The organism is Streptomyces sp. NPDC048516 (assembly GCF_043199875.1).
In the GTDB taxonomy this organism is placed as follows: Bacteria; Actinomycetota; Actinomycetes; order Streptomycetales; family Streptomycetaceae; genus Streptomyces.
In genome coordinates this window covers 1-21,590 of the sequence record NZ_JBICWS010000023.1, presented here as the reverse complement: position 1 = coordinate 21,590, position 21,590 = coordinate 1, and the positions used below count along the sequence as shown (strand labels likewise).

At 72.3% G+C, this 21,590-nt stretch carries 19 protein-coding genes, 1 tRNA gene and 1 pseudogene; 11 read left to right on the top strand and 10 right to left on the bottom strand.

Annotation, left to right across the window (positions count from 1 at the left end):
• Positions 1 to 18 precede the first annotated feature (18 nt).
• On the bottom strand, positions 19 to 831 hold the full coding sequence (locus tag ACGFR7_RS32135; protein WP_393325962.1) for an exodeoxyribonuclease III: 813 nt from the start codon (positions 829 to 831) through the stop codon (positions 19 to 21).
• Between the two features lie 134 nt (positions 832 to 965).
• On the opposite strand from ACGFR7_RS32135, the gene ACGFR7_RS32130 reads away from it, so the two are divergent.
• The 10 genes from ACGFR7_RS32130 (at position 966) to ACGFR7_RS32085 (ending at position 12,370) form a co-directional block, all read left to right on the top strand.
• Positions 966 to 1,454 (top strand): GNAT family N-acetyltransferase, encoded by a 489-nt coding sequence (locus ACGFR7_RS32130; protein ID WP_393325959.1) that lies wholly within the window; start codon positions 966 to 968, stop codon positions 1,452 to 1,454.
• Between the two features lie 133 nt (positions 1,455 to 1,587).
• On the top strand, positions 1,588 to 2,517 hold the full coding sequence (locus tag ACGFR7_RS32125) for an ABC transporter ATP-binding protein (protein ID WP_393325956.1): 930 nt from the start codon (positions 1,588 to 1,590) through the stop codon (positions 2,515 to 2,517).
• A complete protein-coding gene (locus tag ACGFR7_RS32120) occupies positions 2,514 to 3,539 on the top strand; it encodes an ABC transporter permease subunit (RefSeq protein WP_393325954.1) in 1,026 nt (341 codons plus the stop codon). Before ACGFR7_RS32125 ends, ACGFR7_RS32120 begins: the two co-directional genes overlap by 4 nt.
• 211 nt (positions 3,540 to 3,750) lie before the next feature.
• Positions 3,751 to 4,146, top strand: a complete 396-nt coding sequence (locus ACGFR7_RS32115) for a GntR family transcriptional regulator (protein ID WP_088798196.1) — start codon at positions 3,751 to 3,753, stop codon at positions 4,144 to 4,146.
• Positions 4,147 to 4,289: 143 nt separating this feature from the next.
• The gene (locus tag ACGFR7_RS32110; RefSeq protein WP_393325952.1) at positions 4,290 to 5,069 is read left to right on the top strand and encodes a MerR family transcriptional regulator; all 780 of its coding nucleotides are present in this window, start codon (positions 4,290 to 4,292) and stop codon (positions 5,067 to 5,069) included.
• 271 nt (positions 5,070 to 5,340) lie between these two features.
• Positions 5,341 to 6,609, top strand: coding sequence for a glycosyltransferase (locus tag ACGFR7_RS32105; protein ID WP_393325949.1), 1,269 nt, complete (start codon positions 5,341 to 5,343; stop codon positions 6,607 to 6,609).
• A 158-nt stretch (positions 6,610 to 6,767) separates the two neighbouring features.
• The gene (locus ACGFR7_RS32100) at positions 6,768 to 7,337 is read left to right on the top strand and encodes a M23 family metallopeptidase (protein WP_393325947.1); all 570 of its coding nucleotides are present in this window, start codon (positions 6,768 to 6,770) and stop codon (positions 7,335 to 7,337) included.
• A 105-nt stretch (positions 7,338 to 7,442) separates the two neighbouring features.
• On the top strand, positions 7,443 to 7,874 hold the full coding sequence (locus tag ACGFR7_RS32095) for a helix-turn-helix domain-containing protein (RefSeq protein WP_393325945.1): 432 nt from the start codon (positions 7,443 to 7,445) through the stop codon (positions 7,872 to 7,874).
• Positions 7,871 to 8,710 (top strand): alpha/beta fold hydrolase, encoded by an 840-nt coding sequence (locus ACGFR7_RS32090; RefSeq protein ID WP_393325942.1) that lies wholly within the window; start codon positions 7,871 to 7,873, stop codon positions 8,708 to 8,710. Before ACGFR7_RS32095 ends, ACGFR7_RS32090 begins: the two co-directional genes overlap by 4 nt.
• A gap of 132 nt (positions 8,711 to 8,842) precedes the next feature.
• Positions 8,843 to 12,370: a HelD family protein gene (locus tag ACGFR7_RS32085; RefSeq protein WP_393325940.1), complete on the top strand. Its 3,528-nt coding sequence runs from the start codon at positions 8,843 to 8,845 to the stop codon at positions 12,368 to 12,370.
• A gap of 523 nt (positions 12,371 to 12,893) precedes the next feature.
• On the opposite strand, the gene ACGFR7_RS32080 is transcribed toward ACGFR7_RS32085, so the two are convergent.
• The 9 genes and pseudogenes from ACGFR7_RS32080 to galU form a co-directional block, all read right to left on the bottom strand.
• Positions 12,894 to 13,907, bottom strand: a complete 1,014-nt coding sequence (locus tag ACGFR7_RS32080; protein WP_393325937.1) for a DMT family transporter — start codon at positions 13,905 to 13,907, stop codon at positions 12,894 to 12,896.
• 429 nt (positions 13,908 to 14,336) lie between these two features.
• Positions 14,337 to 15,002, bottom strand: a pseudogene (locus tag ACGFR7_RS32075) (DUF6192 family protein); the annotation flags it as partial.
• A gap of 398 nt (positions 15,003 to 15,400) precedes the next feature.
• A tRNA-Ala gene (locus tag ACGFR7_RS32070) sits at positions 15,401 to 15,473 on the bottom strand.
• A gap of 75 nt (positions 15,474 to 15,548) precedes the next feature.
• Positions 15,549 to 16,595 (bottom strand): hypothetical protein, encoded by a 1,047-nt coding sequence (locus tag ACGFR7_RS32065; protein ID WP_393325935.1) that lies wholly within the window; start codon positions 16,593 to 16,595, stop codon positions 15,549 to 15,551.
• A gap of 151 nt (positions 16,596 to 16,746) precedes the next feature.
• The gene (locus ACGFR7_RS32060) at positions 16,747 to 17,361 is read right to left on the bottom strand and encodes a GNAT family N-acetyltransferase (protein ID WP_393325932.1); all 615 of its coding nucleotides are present in this window, start codon (positions 17,359 to 17,361) and stop codon (positions 16,747 to 16,749) included.
• A 14-nt stretch (positions 17,362 to 17,375) separates the two neighbouring features.
• Positions 17,376 to 17,879 (bottom strand): molybdenum cofactor biosynthesis protein B, encoded by a 504-nt coding sequence (locus tag ACGFR7_RS32055; protein ID WP_393325930.1) that lies wholly within the window; start codon positions 17,877 to 17,879, stop codon positions 17,376 to 17,378.
• Positions 17,876 to 18,358 carry a cyclic pyranopterin monophosphate synthase MoaC gene (gene moaC / locus ACGFR7_RS32050; protein WP_393325928.1) on the bottom strand — a complete coding sequence of 161 codons (483 nt, stop codon included), beginning with the start codon at positions 18,356 to 18,358 and terminating at the stop codon, positions 17,876 to 17,878. The genes ACGFR7_RS32055 and moaC overlap by 4 nt, the downstream gene beginning before the upstream one ends.
• A 61-nt stretch (positions 18,359 to 18,419) precedes the next feature.
• Positions 18,420 to 19,736 carry a gephyrin-like molybdotransferase Glp gene (gene glp, locus ACGFR7_RS32045; RefSeq protein WP_393325926.1) on the bottom strand — a complete coding sequence of 439 codons (1,317 nt, stop codon included), beginning with the start codon at positions 19,734 to 19,736 and terminating at the stop codon, positions 18,420 to 18,422.
• Positions 19,737 to 19,740: 4 nt separating this feature from the next.
• Entirely contained in the window at positions 19,741 to 20,643 is a 903-nt protein-coding gene (gene galU, locus ACGFR7_RS32040) for a UTP--glucose-1-phosphate uridylyltransferase GalU (protein ID WP_393325924.1), read from the bottom strand.
• An 87-nt stretch (positions 20,644 to 20,730) separates the two neighbouring features.
• Between galU and ACGFR7_RS32035 the strand changes: the two genes are divergently transcribed.
• Positions 20,731 to 21,426: a 5-formyltetrahydrofolate cyclo-ligase gene (locus tag ACGFR7_RS32035; RefSeq protein ID WP_393326107.1), complete on the top strand. Its 696-nt coding sequence runs from the start codon at positions 20,731 to 20,733 to the stop codon at positions 21,424 to 21,426.
• The last annotated feature ends 164 nt before the right edge of the window (positions 21,427 to 21,590 follow it).

Genomic DNA, 21,590 nt, shown 5'->3' with positions numbered 1-21,590 from the left:
GGCCCCGGGCGCCGGGCGTCAGGCGCCCGGCAGCTCGAACACCGCGGTGACCGGCGCATGATCGGACCACCGCTGGTCATGGCTGGCCGCCCGCTCCACGTACGCCTTCACCGCACGCCGCGCCAGACCGGGCGTGGCCATGGCGTAGTCGATGCGCCATCCCGCGTCGTTGTCGAAGGCGCGGCCCCGGTAGGACCACCACGAGTACGGGCCCTCGGTGTCCGGGTGCAGGCCGCGGACGACGTCCACATAGCCGCCGCGGGTCTCGTCGAGGACATCGGTCAGCCAGGCGCGCTCCTCCGGGAGGAAGCCGGACTTCTTCCGGTTGGCCTTCCAGTTCTTCAGGTCGGCCTCCTGGTGGGCGATGTTCCAGTCCCCGCACACCACCACCTCACGGCCGTCCGCCGCGGCCCGCTTGCGCAGGTCGACGAGGTAGGGCAGGAACTCCGCCAGGAAGCGCTCCTTCTCGTCCTGCCGCTCCGTGCCGACCTCGCCGGAGGGCAGGTAGAGGCTGGCCACGGTCACACCGGGCAGGTCCGCCTCGACGTACCGCCCGCTGCCGTCGAATTCCGCCGACCCGAAGCCCACCTGCACCCGCTCCGGCTCCCGCCGGGTGTAGAGCGAGACCCCGGCCCGGCCCTTGGCCGCCGCGGGGGCGTGCACGGTGTGCCACCCCGCGGGCTCCCGCACCTCCTTCGGGAGCTGAGCGGTCTCGGCCCGCACCTCCTGCAGGCAGAGCACATCGGCCGCGGTCCCCGCCAGCCACGGGACGAAGCCCTTCTTGGCCGCGGCGCGCAGCCCGTTCACATTCACGGTGGTCACGGTGAGCACAACATGCTCCTTGGTTTCGCAGGCGGGAGAAGGCTGCCCCACACACTGACAGTGGTCACGGCGAGCATCCCGGCACGATACCCATCCCCGGACCTCATCGCGCCGGGCGCCCGCTCACCCGTACGATTTCTGGAATGGAGATACGCCCCGTCCGCTACGACCACCCCGACGCGGTCGCCCTCGACGCGCTGGTCCAGCAGGAGTACGCCCGGCGCTACGGCGATGACGGCGACATCACCCCGCTCGCCCCGGAGATGTTCACCCCGCCGCGCGGCACGTATCTGATCGCGTACGACGGCACCCGCCCGCTGGCCACCGGCGGATGGCGGCTGCAGGAGGACGCGGCGGAGGGGTACCAGATCGGCGACGCCGAGATCAAGCGGATGTTCGTGCTCCAGGAGGCGCGCGGGCGGGGGCTGGCCCGGCGGATCCTGGCCGCCCTGGAAGCGGACGCGCGGGCCGCGGGGCGCTCCCGGATGGTGCTGGAGACCGGAACCAAGCAGCCCGAGGCACTGGAGCTGTACGCCTCCAGCGGCTATGTGACGGCCGAGAAGAAGTTCGGGCTGTACCGGACCTACGAGGACAGCCGGTGCATGACGAAATCGCTGGTGGAGCGCGTCTGAGGGACACCGGGCCGACGCATGCCGGCTCCCCCGCCCGCGCGTGCGCACGGGCGGGTCCTGAGTTTTGTTGACAGGCGTCCGGGCCGCTCCCCATACTCATTCCACTAATCAACTAGCTAAAGGGGGGATCCGGGTGAGCGACGCGAGCCCATGGGCCATCGAGGCCGAAGGACTGGGGAAGAAGTACCGCCGTGGCTGGGCGCTGCGGGACTGCTCCTTCCGGCTTCCCGCCGGCCACATCTGCGCACTGGTCGGACCGAACGGCGCGGGCAAGAGCACGTTCCTGGGCACCGCGACCCGGCTGATCCAGCCGACCACCGGCACCCTGAAGCTGTTCGGCGTCCCGGTCTCCGACCCCGCCGTCCTGCAGCGGGTCGCCTTCCTCGCGCAGGACAAGCCTCTCTACCCGCGCTTCACCGTGGCCGAGACCCTGCGCCTGGGCCGTGAGCTGAACCCGCGCTGGGACCAGGCACTGGCCGAGCGGATCGTACGGTCCGGGAAGGTGCCGCTCAGCGCCCGGATCGGCACCCTCTCCGGCGGCCAGCGCACCCGCGTCGCCTTCGCCCTCGCCTTCGGCAAGCGGCCCGAGCTGCTGCTGCTCGACGAGCCGATGTCCGACCTCGATCCGCTCGCCCGGCACGAGTTGTCGGGGCTGCTGATGGCCGAGGCCGCCGAGCACGGCACCACGGTCTTGATGTCGTCCCACATGCTCGCCGAGATGGAGGTCATGTGTGACTACCTCCTGGTGCTCGCCGAGGGCCGGCTGCGGATGGCCGGCCAGACCGAGGAACTGGTGCCCGCGCACCTGCTGGTGACCGGCGTGGCCGGTGACGACGGCGGGGTGCCCGAGGAGCTGCGCCGGCAGCACACCGTGGTCGAATCCCGGGTCACCGGGCGGCAGTTCAGCGCCCTGGTCCGGCCGCACGGCCCGCTCTCCGACAGCTGGGATGCGCTGACGCCGAGCCTGGAGGAGGTCCTGCTGGCCTACCTGCGCTCGCCCGACGCGCCCACCCTGATCGCGGACGAGGCCCGCACCGACGGACCGCACGAGGCCGCCGCATGAGCCGGACCGGCACGTCCGTCACACCGGGCGTAACGGACACGGCCGCGGACACGGGCCGCGGCCCCGCCCCCGCGGCCGCGGCCCGCCGCGAACTGCTGCACGGCCTGCCCTGGCTGGTCTGGCGCCGGCACCGCGCGCTGCTGGGCACCGGCCTGCTGATCACCGTCGCGGGCTGTGCGGCCTTCGCCTACCAGCGCATCGGCCTGATGGACTTTTTGCACACCAAGGGCGCCTCGGCGGGCCCCGGCAGCGAGGTGTCCACGGAATTCCAGAACACCTTCGGCACGACGTTCAGCCGCGATATCGGGTTTGTGCAGCTCCTGCCCCTCCTCGCAGGCATGTTCCTCGGCGCACCGCTGATCGCGGGCGAGCAGGAGCGCGGCACGCTCAAGCTGGTCACCACCCAGTCCGCGAGCCGCGGCCGCTGGATCGCCGCCACGCTCGGCCTGCCGCTGGCCCTCGTCGTGCTGTGCACCACCCTGCTGTCGGCGGCGTTCACCTGGCTGTGGTCCCCGGCCCACGCCCTGGTCGCCGACGGCGACTGGCTGGAGAGCGGCGCCTTCGACGCCACCGGACCGGTGCCGGTGGCCACGGCCCTGTTCCTGGCCTCGTGCGGTATCGCCCTCGGCGTGCTGATCAAGCGGGTCACGGCGGCGATGGCGGCCACCGCCGTCCTCGCCGTGGCCACCAACGTGATCTGGGACGAGGTGCGCCCCCTCCTCGGCACGCTGCGCAGCGTCAGCTACCCGTACGGCGGCGACGGCCCGTCCCTGCCGGCCGCCTCCGTACGGATCGACGACTGGGTGTCCACCGCGGACGGCAAGCTCTACGGCTTCGGCACCTGCACCACCGGCGACGCCGAGGCCTGCCGGGCCAAGCTGGGCATCGTGAGCCGGGTGACCCAGTACTTCGACTACGGACAGATGGCGGGGATGCAGTGGCTGGGCGCGGGGATTCTGCTGGCGTCGGCAGCCGTGGTCCTCGCGTGCGTCGTCCGGCGGGCACACCGGCGGCCGCTCTGAACGGCACGACACGTGGCGGACGGTGCGGCCGGCCGCCCGCGGGCCGCGCGCGTAAGGGGAACCCGCCGGGTGGCGCTTTGACACCCGGCACGACCGGCCCGATCATCAAGCGGTCGGGCAGCACGGTCCCGGCGGCCCGCAGGGCGGCACCTGCGGCCCACAGGGCGGCAGCCGCGGCCCGCAGGGCGGCACCGGCGAAAGAAGCAGAGAGGTGGTGAGCGTCGTCGAATTCCGCATCGACCGCCGCAGCGGCGTCGCCACCTACCTCCAGATCGTCCAACAGGTCCAGCAGGCATTGCGGTTGGGCATCCTGGTGGAGGGCGACCGGCTGCCGACCGCCGCGCAGGTCGCCGCCACGACCAAGGTCAACCCCAACACGACCCTCAAGGCGTACCGCGAGCTGGAACGCGAGGGCCTGGTCGAACCCCGCCCCGGCCTCGGCACCTTCGTCAGCCGTACGCTCGCCCGCCCGGAGTCCGCGGCGGACGCCCTGCTGCGCGAAGAGCTCCGCTCCTGGGTGGACCGGGCCCGCGCGGAGGGGCTGGACCGCGAGGACGTACAGGCGCTGATGAACTCGGTGCTGCAGGACCGGTATCCGCAGGGCTGAGCCCGACGGACCGAGCGGGCGGTGGAGCGGCTTGACCCTCACCCCACGTCAGGTTCCACCCTGAAGGACGGCACGGCCCGCCACCGGTGGCACCCCACCGGGAAGGACGGGCCGGCCGGACGGACGGGATGAAAGGCGCTGCGATGAGTTACTCGGTCGGGCAGGTCTCCGGATTCGCGGGCATCACGGTGCGGACCCTGCACCACTACGACAAGGCCGGCCTGCTCTCCCCCAGCGACCGCAGCCCCGCCGGCTACCGCCTCTACAGCGACGCCGACCTCGCCCGGCTGCAGCAGATCCTCTTCTACCGGGAACTCGGCTTCCCGCTCGACGAGATCGCCACCATCCTGGAAGATCCGCAGGCCAACGCCCTCGACCATCTCCGCGCCCGGCACCGCAACCTCAACGACCAGATCGCCAAGCTGCAACGGCTGGTCGAGGTCGCCGAGAACGCCATGAAGGTCCAGGAGACGGGCGTGCAACTGACCCCCGAGGAGCGTTTCGAGGTCTTCGGTGAGCTGACCTTCGACCTCACCTATGCCACCGAGGCCCGTCTGAAGTGGCAGCACCTCGAAGGCCACCAGCGCTCGATGGCGCGGGCCGCCGCGCACTCCAAGGAGGACTGGGCGACGCTCATGGCCGAGCACGCCGACTGGCGCCGTCGGCTGACCGCCGCCTTCGACGCCGGGGAGCCCGCGGACGGCGAGCGCGCCATGGACCTCGCGGAGGAACAGCGCCGGCACATCGCCCGCTGGTTCACCCCGTGCCCCACGGACATGCACGGCCGGATCGCCGACGACTTCGCCGCCGACCCCCGCGCGTTCGCCCTGGTCGTCCCGCCCAGCGAACAGCGGCCCGGCCTCGCCGCGTATGTGCGCACGGCCGTGCACGCCAACGCCGTACGCCAGTCACCGGCCTCCTAGGGGTCCTCAGGGCGCCCAGGGGTTCCCTTAGGGCCTGTCCTCAAGCTCCCGGCGGCCCCGCGCACCCGGTCCCGCGCCACCCAGCCTGCACCGGACGGCACCAGCCCGCCCGCCCCGGGCCACACCGCCCTGCCCTGCCCCGCCCTGCCCTGACCGCCCGGTGCCGCACCACCTGCCCGCACCACCCTGCCGCAGCCCACTTCCCCTGGCCGCTGCCGCCCTGACCGCTGCCCGCCCTGACCGCCCGCCCTGCCCGAGAAGGCCGACGACCATGACGAACATCCTGATCACCGCCGCCGGATCGTACGGCGACGTCGCCCCGTACACCGGCCTGGGCGCCCGGCTCCGTGCAGCCGGGCACGAGGTCGCCCTCGCCACGCACGACACCTACGCCGGCCTCGTACGAGCCGCCGGCCTGGAGTTCCGCCCCTTGCCGGCCGACCCCCGCACCCGCCGCCCCGGTGCCGCCGGACAAGCGCAGCCCGCCGGGCCCGCCGGCAACCGCGCCCTCATGCGCCAGGCCGCCGCCTTCATCAAGGAACTGGGCGGCGGAATCGCCGAGGCCGCCCACGCGGACACCGGCCTCCTGCTGCTCTCCGCCACCACCGCGCCGCTCGGCCACCATCTGGCCGAAGCGATGGACATCCCGTACCTCGACCTGCCCCTCGTACCCGGCGCGCCCACCGGCGACTTCGCCCCGGTCGTCAGCGGCGGCCGCTCACTGGGCCGCCTGGGCAACCGCGCCGCCGGCCGCCTTTCGCTCCGCATCATCGACCGCCTCTACGCGGACGCGACGGGCGACCTCCGGGCCCGCCTCGGCCTGCCGCCCGCCACCGCCCGCACGGCCCGCCGCCGCGCCGAAGCCGCCGGCCGGCCGGTCCTGCACGGCTTCAGCGAGGTCCTGGTGCCCCGCCCCGCGGACTGGCGTGCCGGCCTGGACGTGGTCGGCAACTGGTGGCCCTGGCATGCGCCGGACGCCCAACTCCCGCCCGTCGTCGAGGACTTCCTCGCCGCGGGCCCGCCCCCGGTCTTCATCGGCTTCGGCAGCATGGCCGGCGGCGACGGTGAGCGTCTGAGCGCCCTCGCGACTGCCGCCCTGCGCCGCGCCAAGGTCCGCGGCATCCTCCAGTCCGGATGGGCCGGGCTGACCACCCGGCACGCACCCGGGGACGCCGACATCCTCACCATCGGCGACGTCCCGCACGCCCTGCTCTTCTCCCGGATGGCCGCCGTGGTCCACCACTGCGGCGCCGGAACCACCGCCGCGGGGCTGCGCGCGGGCGTCCCCACCGTCCCGGTCCCGGTCACCGCCGACCAGCCCTTCTGGGCCGCCCGCCTGGCCTCCCTGGGCGTGGCCACCGCCCCGATCCCCTTCGCCGGCCTGTCCGCCGACCACGCCGTCGCCCGCCTGGCCCACGCTCTCACCCAGGCCACCGCCGCCCCCGACCGCCGCAACCACGCCGCCGAGGCCGCCCAGCGCCTCGCCGCCGAGGACGGCGCGGGCCAGGTCCTCAAGGCGGTCGAACGCCTGGAGGCCTGAGGCCCCCGCCCGCCCCCGCCTCTCCCCGCACTCCCGCACCTCCCCATCCGGCCGCCCGGCCCAACGAGGCTCACCCGCCGGGCCAACCTCCACCCGTTCGGCGGCCCGGCGGCCCGCCCCGGGATGCGACCACCCGCCACAAGGCGTGGGCTCGCCACATGACCCCATTCCGCACCCACCCCCCGCTCCGCAGGATGCTGCTCCACGCCATAGCCACGGCGGCCATGGGCTCCGTCCTCACGCTGACGGCCTCCCAGGTGGCCCACGCCGCCGCGCCCACCGCCGCCGGCACCCGCTCCGGCAAGTGGACCCACCCCACGACCGCGCACTACCGCATCAGCTCTCCCTACGGCGCCCGCGGCCACTGGCGCGCCGGCCACCACACCGGCATCGACCTCGCCGTCCGTTCCGGGACCCGGGTCAGATCCGTGGGTTCGGGCACCGTCGTCCTCGCCAGGAGATCGGGCGCCTACGGCAAGGCCGTGACGGTCCGGATGAAGGACGGCCGCTACATCCTCTTCGGCCACCTCTCGCGCATCACCGTCCGCCCCGGCCAGAAAGTCCGCGCCCGCACCCGCCTCGGCTACAGCGGCGCCACCGGCCGCGTCACCGGCCCCCACCTCCACCTCGAGGTGCGCAAGAGCCGCCGCTACGGCTCGGACATCAACCCCCTCACCTACCTGGCCAGACACGGCGTCCGCCTCACCTCACGGTCCTTCACCCGCTGACCCCCTCCCCGCCTCCTGATCCTCCGCCCTCGCCTCCCCATCACTCTTCAAACTTCCCCAACCTTCCCTATTCCCTCCCCCAACAGGGAACGTTAAGGTAGTTTCGTGAGTGAACCCTTCTACTCCGTGGAGCAGGTCGCCGAACGCCTCGGCCTGCACGTGCGCACCATCCGCGGCTACGTACGGGACGGACGGCTCCCCGCGGTCCGCATCGGCAAGCAGTACCGGATCGCACCCGAGGACCTGGAAGCGTTCACCGGCCGTCCGGTGCCGGCGCCCCCGGGCGAGACGGGCGGGCGGCAGCGGCATACCGAGGTGTCGAGCATCGTGGAGATCGACGCGATCAGCCCTGAGACGGCCGACCGCCTGACCATCCTCCTGGTGGGCTCGGCGACCAACGGCCGGCCGGGGGACGAGCCGCTGCGGATCGAAACGGTCTACGACCAGGAGCGGGCCCGGATGAAGATCATTGTGCTGGGCGGTCTGGGAGCCACCGCCCGGCTGCTCGACTACGTGGAGGGGGTGCTCTCATCATGAGCACGATTTACAAGTCCGAGGACGGCGCGAACGAGATCCAGCGGCGCTACCAGGAGGCGCTGAGCGCCTGGCCGGTCCCCGCCGAGCACATCCGGTTACCGACCCGGGAGGGCGAGACCTTCGTCATCGTCTCCGGCCCCGAGGACGCACCGCCCCTCCTGCTGTTGCACGGCAGCGGGGCGAACACGACGGTGTGGCAGGACGACATCGCCTCCTGGTCCCGGCATTTCCGTACCTACGCCGTCGACGTCATCGGCGAGCCCGGCAGGAGCGCGCCGTCCCGCCCGTCCCTCGCCTCCGAGGCCCCCGCGCTGTGGCTGGACGATGTACTGGAGGGTCTGGGAATCACGCACACCTCGATCGTGGGGATGTCACTCGGCGGCTGGCTGGCGCTGGACTACGCCACCCGCCGGCCGCAACGGGTGACCCGCCTGGCCCTGCTGTGCCCCGGTGGCGTGGGGAGGCAGAAGATGGGCCTGGTGTTCACGTTCCTGCTCCTGCGCCCCTTCGGACGCCGGGGCGCGCTCCGGTCGGCGCGAGCCGCCACGGGCCTCGACACACCGCAGACCCGGCACCTCCTCGACCATGTGTCGCTGACCTTCAGGCACTTCAAGCCGCGCACGGAACGGCTCCCCGTGTTCCCCGACAGCGCCTTGCGCAGCCTGACCATGCCGGTGCTGGTGACAGCCGGCCTCCGCGACGCCATCTTCGACTCGGAGGAGACCGCCCGGCGCATGCACCGATGCGTCCCGCACGCGACCGTGAACCTCCTGCCCGAGCCCGGCCACGCACTCCTCGGCCAGACCGCGGCCGTCCTGGCCTTCCTCCAGGGCTGACCCCTCCGGAGGGCGGCCCGCAGGAACTCATGCGATGACCATTCGTCACCGTCCCTTCTCTGATAGTTATTTCAACGGGGTACGGGCGCAGGCCCGTAGCGGCATCCCCTGGACGCCGCAGGGAGGATGCACATGAGCGCCACCACACGCGATGAGGTCATCGCCGTCGAGCAGAAGGCGGTGGACCACGCCTACGACTGCTACCGCGCGCGGCTGGCCCAGATGAGCGGGGCGTCGGCCGCCACGGCTTCGGCGAGCGGCAAGGACAGCATCGCCAACCGGATCGAGGCGGAGGCGCGGGCCGAGGAGTACGGCGGGCTCGGCGACGAGTCACTGGTCTTCTCCCGCGTCGACGCGCCGGAGGAGCCGGGCGGCGAGCACCGTCCCTGGTACATCGGGCGGCGAGGCGTACGCGACGACGTGAACGAACCGGTGGTCCTGCTGTGGACCAGCCCGCTGGCGAAGAAGTGGCTGGAGGCACGGCCCGAGGCGCCCGGGGAGGTGAGCCTGCGACGGCAGTTGCGCTGTGTGCAGCGTGTGGTCGAGGGCTACTTCGACGAGATCGCCCGGACAGCTCCCGCTGCCCCCGCAGCCCCTGTATTACCCACGCCCACGCCCGTCCCGGCGCCGCGGCCGACCGCGGACGACTCCCGTCCTGCGGCCACACCCGAGGCCCCCGTCGCGGCGCCGGGGAGGCAGCGCCCGCCGTCCCGTACACCCGGCGATGCCGCCCGGCGACGGCGAGTCAAGACGCTCCAGCCGGACGACTTCCTGCTGCGGGAGCTCCAGCGGTCACGCAGTGGCCGTATGCGGGACATCGTCGAAACCATCCGCCGGGACCAGATGGACCTGGTCACGGGCTCCCCCTCCGACATCCTCGTGGTGCAGGGCGGCCCGGGCACCGGCAAGTCCGCAGTCGGTCTGCACCGCGTCACCTGGCTCGTCAACAACGAGCACTTCAAGGCCCAGGACATCCTCGTCATCGGCCCCCACCAGCGGTTCCTCGATTATGTCGGGCAGGTCCTGCCCACCCTCGGGACGCGGGACGTCAACGCCGTCCAGTTGACCCGCTTGTGGGACGGCGAGATCCGCGGCACCGACACCCCGCCGACGCGGCTGGTGAAGTCGGACGAGCGCATGGCGGCCGTCCTGCGGCGCCGGGTCGAGAACGACTGCCGGCCCGAAATCCTCGACGACCTCACCACCGCCCCCTCGTTCGAGGGCGACGAGCCCGCGGTCGTCGTCACCGCCGGCAGCACGACCCTGCGCGTCCCGCGGACCGAAGTCCTCGCCCTCCTCGACGAGGCGCGGGGCGGCGACGGCGCCTACCGGGAGCGCCGCGAACGCTTCCGCAGCCTGTTCGTCGACCGGCTGCTGCGGGAACTCGCCGCCATCGCCCCGCGCCGCGGACAGGGCGGTACGATCCGCCGCGACCTGGAACGCAATCGCCGGGTCGAACGGCTCGTGGAACGCCTCTGGCCCTCGCCGGGCGCCCGGGAGGCCCTGCGCACTCTCTACGACTCGGCCGACCTCCTTGCCACCTGCGCCGCCGGCATCCTCGACGACGACGAGCAGGCGGCCCTGCACCGCCCCCGGGCCGCCACCGCCGATGCCGACCCATGGACCCTCGACGACCATGTCTGCCTCGAAGAACTCCGGTTCCTCATCTCCGGGGAGATCCCGAGGCGCTACGGACACATCGTCATCGACGAGGCGCAGGACCTCACCCCCATGCAGGCCCGCGCACTGCGCCGCCGTTGCGCGGCGGGCGGCTCCATGACGGTCCTCGGTGACCTCGCCCAGGCCACCGGCCCCCACCCCCACACCAGTTGGGACCGCCTGGGCACACTGCTGTCCGACCACGGGGACTGGCACGTCGCCGAGCTGACCACCAGCTACCGCGTGCCGGCGGAGATCATGGAGTTCGTGGCGCCCCTCGCCCGTGCGGTCGCCCCGGCCCTGCCCTACCCGCAGGCCGTGCGGGAGGCGGGCGACGACGCGGTACGGACCCTGGCGACCGAGCCGTGGAAGCTCCTCGACGACACCGCCGCCCAGGTCACCCGTCTGGTGGGCACCAGCGACGGGAACACCCCGCGTTCCGTGGCCGTCATCGTCCCCGACGACTCGGGCTGGCTCGACGAGATCAGCCGCCATCTCGACGAGCATGCCGGCCTCACCGCGCAAGGCCGCGAGACGGTCTCCGTCCTGGCCGCCGCGCAGGCCAAGGGCATGGAGTACGACCACGTCCTGGTCGTCGAGCCCGCCACCATCGCCAACCGCGGCCCGGCCGGCCGCCGCCAGCTCTACATCGCCCTCACCCGCAGCACCCAGACCCTCACGGTGCTCCACACCTCCGCCCTCCCGGAAGTCCTCACGAACCCCAACGGCACCCTCGACACAGCCGGCGACCCCACCGCCGAACCACCCGAAGCACCCGAAGCACCCGAAGCACCCGCCACCGAAACCGACGAATCACCGGGCACCGAAACCGAACCCGAACCCGAACCCGGCACAACGCAAGGGGGCATCCCCCCGATCGGAGCCGACATCCGCGTACGGGTCATCGGCCCCGGGCCGGGCGGCCGCTACAAGGTCAAAGCCCTGGCCCCCGATACCGACCGTCCACTGGTCCTGACCGTCCGGCACGGCTCCGCTCCCCCGCGCCGAGGCGAGAAACTGGACTGCTGGGTCTTCGCCAACGAGACCAACCAGAGCGTGCTCACCACCGACCAGCGCGGCCGCAAGCCCCTCTCCCCCACGATGGCGGAACGCTACGCAGCGGCACTCGACGTGCTCCACGAGCTGGTGACCGGCGACGGAAACATCCCCCAGGACGCCCGCAGCCGGCTGTCCGATCTGCAGTCCATGGCCCACCGCGTCCTCCGCCGCGACCAGGCGGACTGGGTGGACGTACGGCGCGTGCTCGGGTCCCCGGACAGACCTCGTCTGGGCGTGCTGCGCGACCTCATGGCGGGCGCCCACCGCGCGCTCAAGGACAACACCCTGGACGCCAGCCGGTTGCAGCACGAACTCACGCGCTCCGGCTGGACCCAGGCCCTGGCCGAAGCCCGGGAAACCCTCCGGGCCCGCCTCGCCACCACCGACACCGAAACGGACGTCGAAAACCTCCCCACCACGCCCGCCACCCCCACCATGCCCGCGCCTTCTCAGCCCGACCCGAAGGAATCCGACCCCGTGCCCACCGTCGCAGACGTTCCCACCGCACCGGCCGTGACCACGAAGGAGGGATTCCTGCGCGCACTGGAGACCTCGGCGGCCGCCGACCGCACCTGCAAGAAGCACGAGGCGGTGCGCCACGCCCTGAAGTCCGCCCTGCTCTGGGCGGACCTCCAGCCGACGGACTCCCCGCTCGTCGACGTCAGCTGCCTCACGGAAAACGGCCTGTTCCTCTACGAGGTCCTGGGCGCCGGCCGCTCCACCTACGAAGACCTCCGCTCAGGAGCGACCCGTCTCCTGGAGATCAACCACACCCTGCCCACCCCGGCCGACAGCCTCTACCTTGTCCTCTCCGAAGCCCCCACGGAGGACTGGTCCGCCGACACCGTCCACGACGTCTTCCGCGTCCACGTCCTGTGGCGCACCCCGGACAGCTGGGGCGGCACCAACCCGGAGTCCGCCCTGGCCCCCGGCCAGAAGTAACACCGCCGCCCTGCGCCCAAGCCAATCCGTGCAGTTGGGCGCATCGGTAGGAAACTCAGTTACCTGGTGTGCCCATCCCAGACCGACGGGCCACCGGGGATTGCCCCGGACGGAACGTGCAGCTTGCCGCCGGTTTTGCCGCGGTCGGCCGGATTCGGCCCGGCCGACCGCGGGATCGCGGTGACCATGGAGATCCATCCGCACGCGCCCTCGGAGCCGACGCGGAAGGCGCTGCGGAAGCTGGGGCAAGCGCCTTCGGCCATCAGCTGATCCCACGCAGTTGCTGCACTTCACTGCTGATACGACAGGAAAAAGCCCCCACCAAATCATCCCGGTGGGGGCTTTGACGCGCTGTGGGGTGTTCACGAGTGGTGGTGCTATGCGGCGGAGCATCCCGGTTGGAGATCGTTTCCCGTGCGTCGGAAGATCGTTTCCCGTGGATGGCGGCGAGATGACGGTGTCGCCGTACAGGGTGGGCGGGCCCCAATGGACCAGCGCCCACCTTGTACATGGTGTGTCGGTGTCAGTCCTTGGCGCGCATGGCCGGACGCGGCGCGCGCTGACCGTGGTCAGCACCTGGGCCGGGCGTCCTTCGGGAAGCCGCTCGGCCAGTCCCCTCGTCGGCGGCGAGGAACAGCACGGCAAGCAGCAGAAGGGCCGTGCCGGTGAGGACGGTCGCGTTGGGCCGCTCGCCGAAGGCCAGGATGCCGATGACCGCCGCGGTGAGCGGCTCCACCAGGGCGACCACGGAAGCAGTGGTCGCCCGTACGACGCCGAGGCCGACGAAGAACAACGTGTACGCCAGCGCCGTCGGCACAGCCCCCATGTAGAGGATCAGGCCCAGGGTCCATGCCGGACGCTCCATGTCGGGCAGCAAGCCTTCCAGCAGAGCCATCGGCAGAAGGCAGACCGTGCCGACCGCGAAGCCGGTCACCGTGGACTCGAACGCGCCACCGGCGTTCTTTCGGCCGGAGGAGCGGCCCAGCAACGTCACGCCCGCATAGCCGGCGGCGGAGAGCAGCGCGTATCCGATGCCCAGGAAGGGAGCCGGACCGGTACTCCCGTCTGCGCCTCCCATCAGCAGCATCAGGCCGACGACGCCGCTCGCCATCGCTGCGGTTCCTGCGGTGCCGGTGCGCTCGCCCAGCGTGAGCCGGGCGCCGACGGCGACCAGTACCGGACCCGAGCCCAGGGTCACCACCGTGGCCACGGTCAGCCCGGCCTGCTGCACGGAGGCGAAGTAGGCCGTCTGGTACACCGCCAGCCCGAAGCCTGTGGTCAGGGTTCGCCGCGGGCTCGCCACGAACGTTGCGCGCAGTGACAGCGCCGTCTCCGGCCGCCGGGACCGTCGGATCAGGTGAGCTGCCAGGAGCAGCCCGAGTCCGGTGAGGAACCGCCAGAAGGAAACGGCGATGGGGCCGATCCCGTCGACGTCGTACAGTTCGGCGGCCACTGCACCACCGGTGCCCCACGCAGTGGCTGCGATCGCGACGTAGAGAACACCCTGCCGAACGGGCAGGGCGGAAGAGGACTGCAACTGAGGTCTCCTCGATTGATTGCCATCACGATGTCTCCGTGGGCAACCTGCGCAGCCACCCCGGTAACCCCGGGATGGCTCTGCATGACTGCCCGCCTTAAGCGGCGGGCGGCGGAGGTGTCAGAAACAGCTGCATGTGATCATCCTACCCACCGAAGGGGTACGCGTTCCGGCATCGGCTTTCAAAGGATCTCCTCGGCAGGCGACCGGGCGGTTCAGCGCGCCCCGGGCCGGGAGGCCATCTCCAGGTTGGATTCGATCGCCCGCACCTGGGCCGTGAGGTATTCGGCCCTCGGCGGGTCTGCCAGCGGCTGAGTCCGCATGCTGCAGCGAGTTCGAGCAGGGTCCTGCCGGCGGGTGCGGTTCGGAGCAGAGCGGTGCGGACGAGGTCGGCGTGGCGCTCCGCGGTCGGGGAGCGCTTGTCCACCGCTATTCACCCCGCAGGAGGCGGGTGAGTTCGTCGTCCATGTCGACCTTGCCGGTGTCGACGGCGGTCTCGATCCAGTCGAGGGTGGCGCGGACCTTGGCTATGTTCTGGTGGACGATGGTGCGTTCGTCGTCGGCGAGGGTGCGGTCGCGCAGGCCGCGGACGGTGCGGCCGGCTGCGGCGACGAAGGCGTGGCAGGCGGTGACGAGGTCGAGGAACTCCGCGGTCCGGTCGATGTGCCGGACGGCCGGGGCGACGGGGCTGGTGCGTTCGAAGGTGTCGCGGGCCTGACGGCTGCGCTCCACCTGGGCTTGGTTGACCTGGGACCGAGCCGTGTCGTCACCCATTGCCTTGAACGCGATGTCCGGCCGACGCAGCAGGTTGGTCGCCGCGGTCGTGGCGACCTCCTCGTCGCGGGTGAACTCGTCCACCATCTGGGCCTTGTTCTCCGGGGACAGTTTGGCCGCGACCTGCGGACGCTTGAGGAAATCCGTCGTCACGGTCGCGGCGACCTCTTCGTCGCGGGCCAGGTGATGGATCTCGGTGATCTTCTCCTGCGGGGTCTCCGGGTTGTCGACCCTCCACCCCACCCGCCGCTTGGCTTCATCCGGCGTCCACCGGGTCTTTCCCTTGGGTGGTGTCCTGAGCGCGGCGAACCTCTCCTCTTCGTACCTCGACATCCTGCGCAGCTGGACACAGACCAGCACACCCGCCGCTGACGAGTTCACGCTCACCGAGGAGACCACTGGGAGCGACGGACAACGGCCATCCATCTCGTCGACGTCCGGGATTCCACCGCCTGCCGACACCCGCATCACCCAGGCGACCTGACACCACCGCGCCATGACCCGGGCTTCGGCCTGCCCCGCGGCGCCCTCGCCCCGTCTCCCGCACCGAACCACCACCGATTCCCCGGCGACGTCCCCACCAGTGGCCACCCGTGACGCCCCGCACATTCGGACACCGCCTCGAACTAACCCCAGAAACGCCGAAGATCCCGCCCGATCTTTCGATCGGACGGGATCTCGTCAACTACCCCTGAGCTAACTCAAGAACAGTTGCGCTGTGGACCTGAGGGGATTCGAACCCCTGACCCCCTCGTTGCGAACGAGGTGCGCTACCAGCTGCGCCACAGGCCCTTGCGACGAATGAAACTCTAGCATCTCGGTCGCGGTGCTCGGAAATCGCTTCCGGTGCTGGTCAGCCGAGGGCCGTCACTCGTTCGCCGCGCGCGGGCGGTCCTCGTTCTCGTACTGGTCGAAGAGAGGGGTGCGGCCGCGGGTGCGGCGGCCGGGGTGGGTGGGGCGGTCCTGGGAGGGGGTGTCGGCATGCGGGTGGTCGGGGGCTGCGCTGGAGCGGGCGGAGCTCCAGGCGTCCTCGGCGTCCAGGTCGACGTGGCTGGTGGCGCGGGGGGCGACCGGCGCGGTGACGTAGGTGGGGAGGGGGACAGGGACCGGGTCCCAGCTGCCGGCGGCGGGGCGCGGGCGTTCGCGTTCGCGCTGCTGGTCGACCCACTCGGCGTGGTCGGTCTCCTCGACCAGGGCGCGGCGGCCCGCGGTGTGGGCGGGGGTCGCGGGGCGGGGCGGTTCCGGGGCGGCGTCGGGCGGGGCGTCAGCGCGGACGTCGGCCGGGTGGTCGGCGGCGGGCGGCTGGTCGGCCGCCTGCTGAGGGCGGGCCCGGCGGCCTTCCCGCAGGCGCTGGGCCGCGGCCTCCGCCTTGCGCCGGTCCATGGTGAAGGTGAAGCGCCGCCGCTCCTGGGCGCGCAGGTAAATGATGTACGCGGTCAGCAGGAGCGCGGGCAGCGCGGGGGCCCAGAGGAAGGGGAGGCCACCGACCGCGGCGACGATGGCGCCGGCGGTGAAGGCGAGGAAGAGGATGGTGGTGGTGCGCCGGCGGCGGGCGAGGACCTTGGCGCGCTTGGTCCGCTCGGCGGCGGAGGGGCGCGGCGGGACGGCCTGCACCCGGGTGTGGGGAGCCTCGGCCGGGTCCGCCGCGGGGTCGCCGAAGGCCCGGGCGGCGGCCTCGTCGGCCGGGGCGTCCGGGTCCACGTCGTCGCCCGCATCGTCGGCGGGGTGCTCCCCGTGTGCCTTGTCGTAACGGCGCTGCATCGCCGCCCGTCCGGACAGCAGCCGGATGGCGGTGCTGAAGCGCTCGGTCGGACGGGCCTCGTTGAGCTCGTCCTGCCTACGGAGCCACATCGGCACCAAGTAGGCGGCCCAGGCCCCGACGATGACTGCGTAGATGAGGCCGCTGCTTCTCACAACTCACACGGTAGAGGGGTTTGCAGGGGGCCATCCGCCAATTGGGCCGGTGTGTCGCACGATCTGGCTGATATCTCGAACTTTTTTGTGATGGTAGAGATCAGTGTCTCCGCCGATCCGGTCAATCAGAGAATAGATTCGAACATTTATTTTATTTATGGGGTGTGCCGGGAGTACTGGGCTTCTCCCTGCGCCAGCGGCTGAGCAGGCCTTCGGGCACTTCTTCCGCGGTGAGGGCGAAGACCAGGTGGTCGCGCCAGGCGCCGTCGATGTGGAGGTAGCGCGGGCGGGTGCCCTCTTCGCGAAAGCCGAGCTTTTCGACCACCCGGCGGCTGGGGACGTTCTCCGGGCGAATGCAGATCTCGATGCGGTGCAGTCCCACGGACCGGAAACAGTGGTCGGCGGCGAGCGCCACGGCGGTCGGGATGACACCGCGGCCGGCGACTTCCCGGTCGACCCAGTAGCCGATATGGCCGGAGCACATGGAGCCCCAGGTGATGCCCGCGACCGTCAGCTGGCCGACGAGCCGGCCGCGGTACTCGACGACGAACGGCAGCATCCGGCCCGCGTGCGCCTCGGCGCGGAGGTGGCGGACCATCTGACGGTACGTGGGGCGGTGCGGCGGGACGAGGCCGGGCGGGGGCGGCGGGACCGTCGCTTCCCAGGGGCGCAGCCAGTCGCGGTTACGGCGGTTGACCTCGCGCCAGGCCCGTTGGTCGCGCAGCTTTATCGGGCGGAGGGTCACCTCTCCGTCCGTGAGGACCACCGGCCAGGGCGCGTTCAGCTCGGGCTCCCGGATGGTCTGGGGTGGTCGCCGCCGCGGATCTGGTCGACGGCGTGCGGCAGGATGCCGGTGAGGACGGCGAGGCCGTCGCGGACCCCGCCGGACGAGCCGGGGAGGTTGACGATCAGGGTCGTACCGGCGACGCCCGCCAGTCCCCGGGAGAGCGCGGCGGTGGGGACCTTCGTGCGGCCGGCGGCGCGGATCGCCTCGGGGATGCCGGGGATCTCGTAGTCCAGGACCTGGCGGGTGGCCTCGGGGGTGCGGTCGGTGGGCGACAGACCCGTGCCGCCGGTGGTGAGGACGACGGCGTAGCGGGCGGAGGCGACGGCGCCGCGCAGGGCGGCTTCCACCGGTTCGCCGTCGGGCACCACCTGCGGGCCGTCGACCTCGAAGCCCATGGCGGTCAGGCCCTCGGCGAGCAGCGGGCCGCCCTTGTCGGGGTAGATGCCGGCCGCCGCGCGGTTGGAGGCGGTGACGACCAGGGCACGCCCGGGGCTCATGACCGGCTCCAGTCGCCGGACTTGCCGCCGGTCTTCTCCTCCACGCGGATGTCGGAGATCACCGCAGCCTTGTCGACGGCCTTGACCATGTCGACGACGGTGAGCGCGGCGACCGAGACGGCGGTCAGGGCCTCCATCTCGACTCCCGTGCGGTCGGTGGTCTTGACGGTGGCCGTGATCTCGACGGCGTCGTCCGTGAGGGAGAGGTCCACCGTGACGCCGGAGACGGCCAGCGGGTGGCACAGCGGGATCAGCTCGGGGGTGCGCTTGGCGCCCATGATGCCGGCGATCCGGGCGGTGGCCAGGGCGTCGCCCTTGGGCATGCCCTCGCCCCTCAGCAGCTCGATGACCTGCGAGGAGATCAGGACGCGGCCGCGGGCGGCGGCCGTGCGGGCGGTGACGTCCTTCGCGGAGACGTCGACCATCCGCGCCGCGCCCGCCGCGTCGAGATGGGTGAGGTGTTGCTGGCCGCTGCTCATCGTTCTCCCGGTACCCAAACTGCCGCCTGTGGGACGACACCGTACCCCTGGCGGCAGCGGGCTACCCGAGCAGGACGAGGTCCACCTCGGCGCCCGCGGCGACCTCGGTGGTGTCCTCGGGGACGATGATCAGCGCGTTGGCGTGCGCCATGGCCTTGATCAGGTGGGAGCCGGCGCCGCCGACGGGGGTGACCGTGCCGGCGTCGGCGTCGTAGGAACCGCGCAGGAACTGGCGCTTCCCCTTGGGGGAGGAGGCGATGGCGTCGGCGCACCGGGCGGGGGTGACGGGGCGGTGTACCTCGGGCAGCCCCATCAGGGCCCGGATGGCGGGCCGGACGAACAGCTCGAAGGAGACGTACGAGCTGACGGGGTTGCCGGGCAGCGCGAGGAGCGGGGTGCGGTCGGGGCCGATGAGGCCGAAGCCCTGGGGCTTGCCCGGCTGCATGGCGAGCGTGCGGAACTCGACCGTCCCTTCGTCGGCGGACAGGGCGGTCAGCGTCTCCTTGACCACGTCGTACGCGCCGACGCTGACGCCGCCGCTGGTGACAAGGAGGTCGGCCCGGATGAGCTGGTCCTCCAGGGTGGAGCGCAGGGTCTCGGCGTCGTCGGCGACGGCGCCGACGCGGTAGGGGATCGCGCCGGCGGCGCGGGCGGCGGCGGTGAGCTGGTAGCTGTTGGAGTCGTGGATCTGCCCGGGGCCCAACGCCTCGCCGGGCTGGACCAGTTCGCTGCCGGTCGACAGCACCACGACCCGGGGGCGGGGGCACACCATGACCGTGCCACGGCCGATGGCGGCGAGCAGGCCGATCTGGGAGGGGCCGAGGACCGTGCCCGCCCGCAGGGCCGGCTCGCCTTCGGTGGCATCGCTGCCGCGGGTGCGGATATGGGCGCCGGCGGCGGCCGGGCGGTGGACGCGGACCTCGCCGGCGGCGTCCTGGGGGGCGGCGCTGTGGGCCCGCATCGTGGCGGCCGGCCCCTCGCCCGTGCCGCCGTCGGTCCATTCGACGGGGACGACTGCCTCGGCGCCGGGCGGCAGCGGGGCGCCGGTCATGATGCGGGCGGCCTGGCCGGGGCCGATCTCCGGCAGTCCGCCGCTGCCCGCCGCGACATCGCCGAGGACGGCGAGGGTGACCGGTGCCTCTTCCGTGGCGCCCGCGACATCGGCGGCGCGGACCGCGTAGCCGTCCATGGAGCTGTTGTCGAAGGGCGGCAGGGCGACGGGGACCGTGATGTCCTCGACCAGGACGCAGCCCTGGGCTTCGAGGAGCTGCAGCTCGATCGGGTCCAGCGGGGCGATCTTCGCCAGGACGTCATCGAGATGCTCGGCCACCGACCAGACGCGGTCCTGGTGGCGGGTCCGGCCGGTGGCGTGGTTCAACGTCTCACATCTCCTCGGTGACGTAACTGCGAAGCCAGGCCCGGAAGTCCGGGCCCAGGTCTTCACGTTCGCATGCCAGTCGGACAATGGCACGCAGATAGTCGCCGCGGTCGCCGGTGTCATAGCGGCGGCCCTTGAAGACCACACCGTGCACCGGGCCGCCCAGGGCGGGGTCGGCGGCCAGCGCCTGGAGGGCGTCGGTGAGCTGGATCTCGCCACCGCGGCCCGGCGCGGTCTTGCGCAGCACCTCGAAGACGGCCGGGTCGAGGACGTAACGGCCGATGATGGCGAGGTTGCTGGGCGCCTCGGCCGGGTCGGGCTTCTCGACCAGGTCGGAGACGACCACGACATCGTCGTCGCCGGTGGGCGCGGCAGCGGCGCAGCCGTAGAGGTGGATCTGCTCCGGGTCGACCTCCATGAGGGCGATCACGGAGCCGCCGTACTGCTCCTGTATCTCGACCATGCGCGCCAGCAGCGGGTCACGGGGGTCGATCAGGTCGTCGCCGAGGAGGACCGCGAAGGGCTGGTCACCCACGTGCGGTGCGGCACACAGCACCGCGTGGCCCAGCCCCCTGGGGTCGCCCTGCCGTACGTAGTGCATGGTCGCCAGGTCGCTGGACTCCTGCACCTTGGCGAGCCGGGACTCGTCGCCCTTGCGGTGCAGGGCCTCTTCGAGCTCGTAATTGCGGTCGAAGTGGTCCTCGAGCGGGCGCTTGTTGCGGCCGGTCACCATCAGCACGTCGGAGAGTCCGGCGGCGGCCGCCTCCTCCACCACGTACTGGATGGCGGGCTTGTCGACGACCGGAAGCATCTCCTTGGGTGTGGCCTTGGTGGCGGGGAGAAAGCGGGTGCCGAGGCCGGCTGCGGGGATGACAGCCTTGCTGATCCGTGTGTGCGATGGGGTCATGCGCGACACCATAACCGGCCCTATCGGAACGATGATGAGGGTCTGGTGAATAGAGCATGAGAGCGGGAGCAAGGGCACACCGTGAGCATTGACGACGATAGAAAGCGCAGGTTGCGGCGGCATCTCCTGGAGGTGAGGAGAGCGTTGCCGGCGGATGTCGTCGCCGTGACGGGCGAGGCGCTGGCACGACGGACGCTGGAGCTGGACGAGTTGGCCGCGCCCGTCAGAGCGCGCCCCGGCGACGCCGACGGCCCCGGCGACGCCGACGGCCCCGGCGACGCTGGCGGCCCCGGCGGCCCCGGCGGCCCGCCCACCGTCGCCGCCTATGTGTCGATAGGCGGCGAACCCTCCACCCGCGCCCTGCTGGACCGGCTGCGGGCGGCCGGGGTGCGGGTGCTGCTGCCCGTCCTGCTGCCGGACAACGATCTGGACTGGGCGCTCTACGAAGGCACCGAACGGCTCGTACGGGCCGGCCGGGGGCTGCTGGAACCTGACGGGGACCGGCTGGGCCCCGAGGCCGTCACACAGGCCGACGTGGTGCTGCTGCCGGGGCTCGCGGTGGACCGCGGCGGGCTGCGGCTGGGGCGCGGCGGCGGCTCCTACGACCGGGTGCTGGCCCGGCTGGAGCGGGCCGGTGCGCGGGCGTCGCTGGTGGTGCTGCTCTATGACGCGGAGGTGCTGGCCGAGGTGCCCGCCGAGCCGCACGACCGGCATGTGCATGCCGCGGTGACGCCGTCGGCGGTGCACCGGTTCACGGCGCCGGGGGGCCGTACGGAGGGCTGAGGCGCAGCGCGGGCGGCGCCGCGGAAAACCGTCGGGGGGGGGGGGGGGGGTGGGGCCCCCCCCCCCCCCCCGCGGGAACCCAGTGGCGGCACAAACGCCCCCCCGCCCCCCGGGGGACCCCACCCCCACGGCGCCCACACACCGCCCCACCCGAGCCGGTGCAT

Coding starts and splice junctions, on each gene's coding strand:
- ACGFR7_RS32130 (WP_393325959.1), top strand. CDS start 966: ATGGAGATACGCCCCGTCCGCTACGACCACCCCGACGCGGTCGCCCTC.
- ACGFR7_RS32120 (WP_393325954.1), top strand. CDS start 2,514: ATGAGCCGGACCGGCACGTCCGTCACACCGGGCGTAACGGACACGGCC.
- ACGFR7_RS32110 (WP_393325952.1), top strand. CDS start 4,290: ATGAGTTACTCGGTCGGGCAGGTCTCCGGATTCGCGGGCATCACGGTG.
- ACGFR7_RS32105 (WP_393325949.1), top strand. CDS start 5,341: ATGACGAACATCCTGATCACCGCCGCCGGATCGTACGGCGACGTCGCC.
- ACGFR7_RS32100 (WP_393325947.1), top strand. CDS start 6,768: ATGACCCCATTCCGCACCCACCCCCCGCTCCGCAGGATGCTGCTCCAC.
- ACGFR7_RS32090 (WP_393325942.1), top strand. CDS start 7,871: ATGAGCACGATTTACAAGTCCGAGGACGGCGCGAACGAGATCCAGCGG.
- ACGFR7_RS32085 (WP_393325940.1), top strand. CDS start 8,843: ATGAGCGCCACCACACGCGATGAGGTCATCGCCGTCGAGCAGAAGGCG.
- ACGFR7_RS32055 (WP_393325930.1), bottom strand. CDS start 17,879: ATGAGCCCCGGGCGTGCCCTGGTCGTCACCGCCTCCAACCGCGCGGCG.
- moaC (WP_393325928.1), bottom strand. CDS start 18,358: ATGAGCAGCGGCCAGCAACACCTCACCCATCTCGACGCGGCGGGCGCG.
- galU (WP_393325924.1), bottom strand. CDS start 20,643: ATGACCCCATCGCACACACGGATCAGCAAGGCTGTCATCCCCGCAGCC.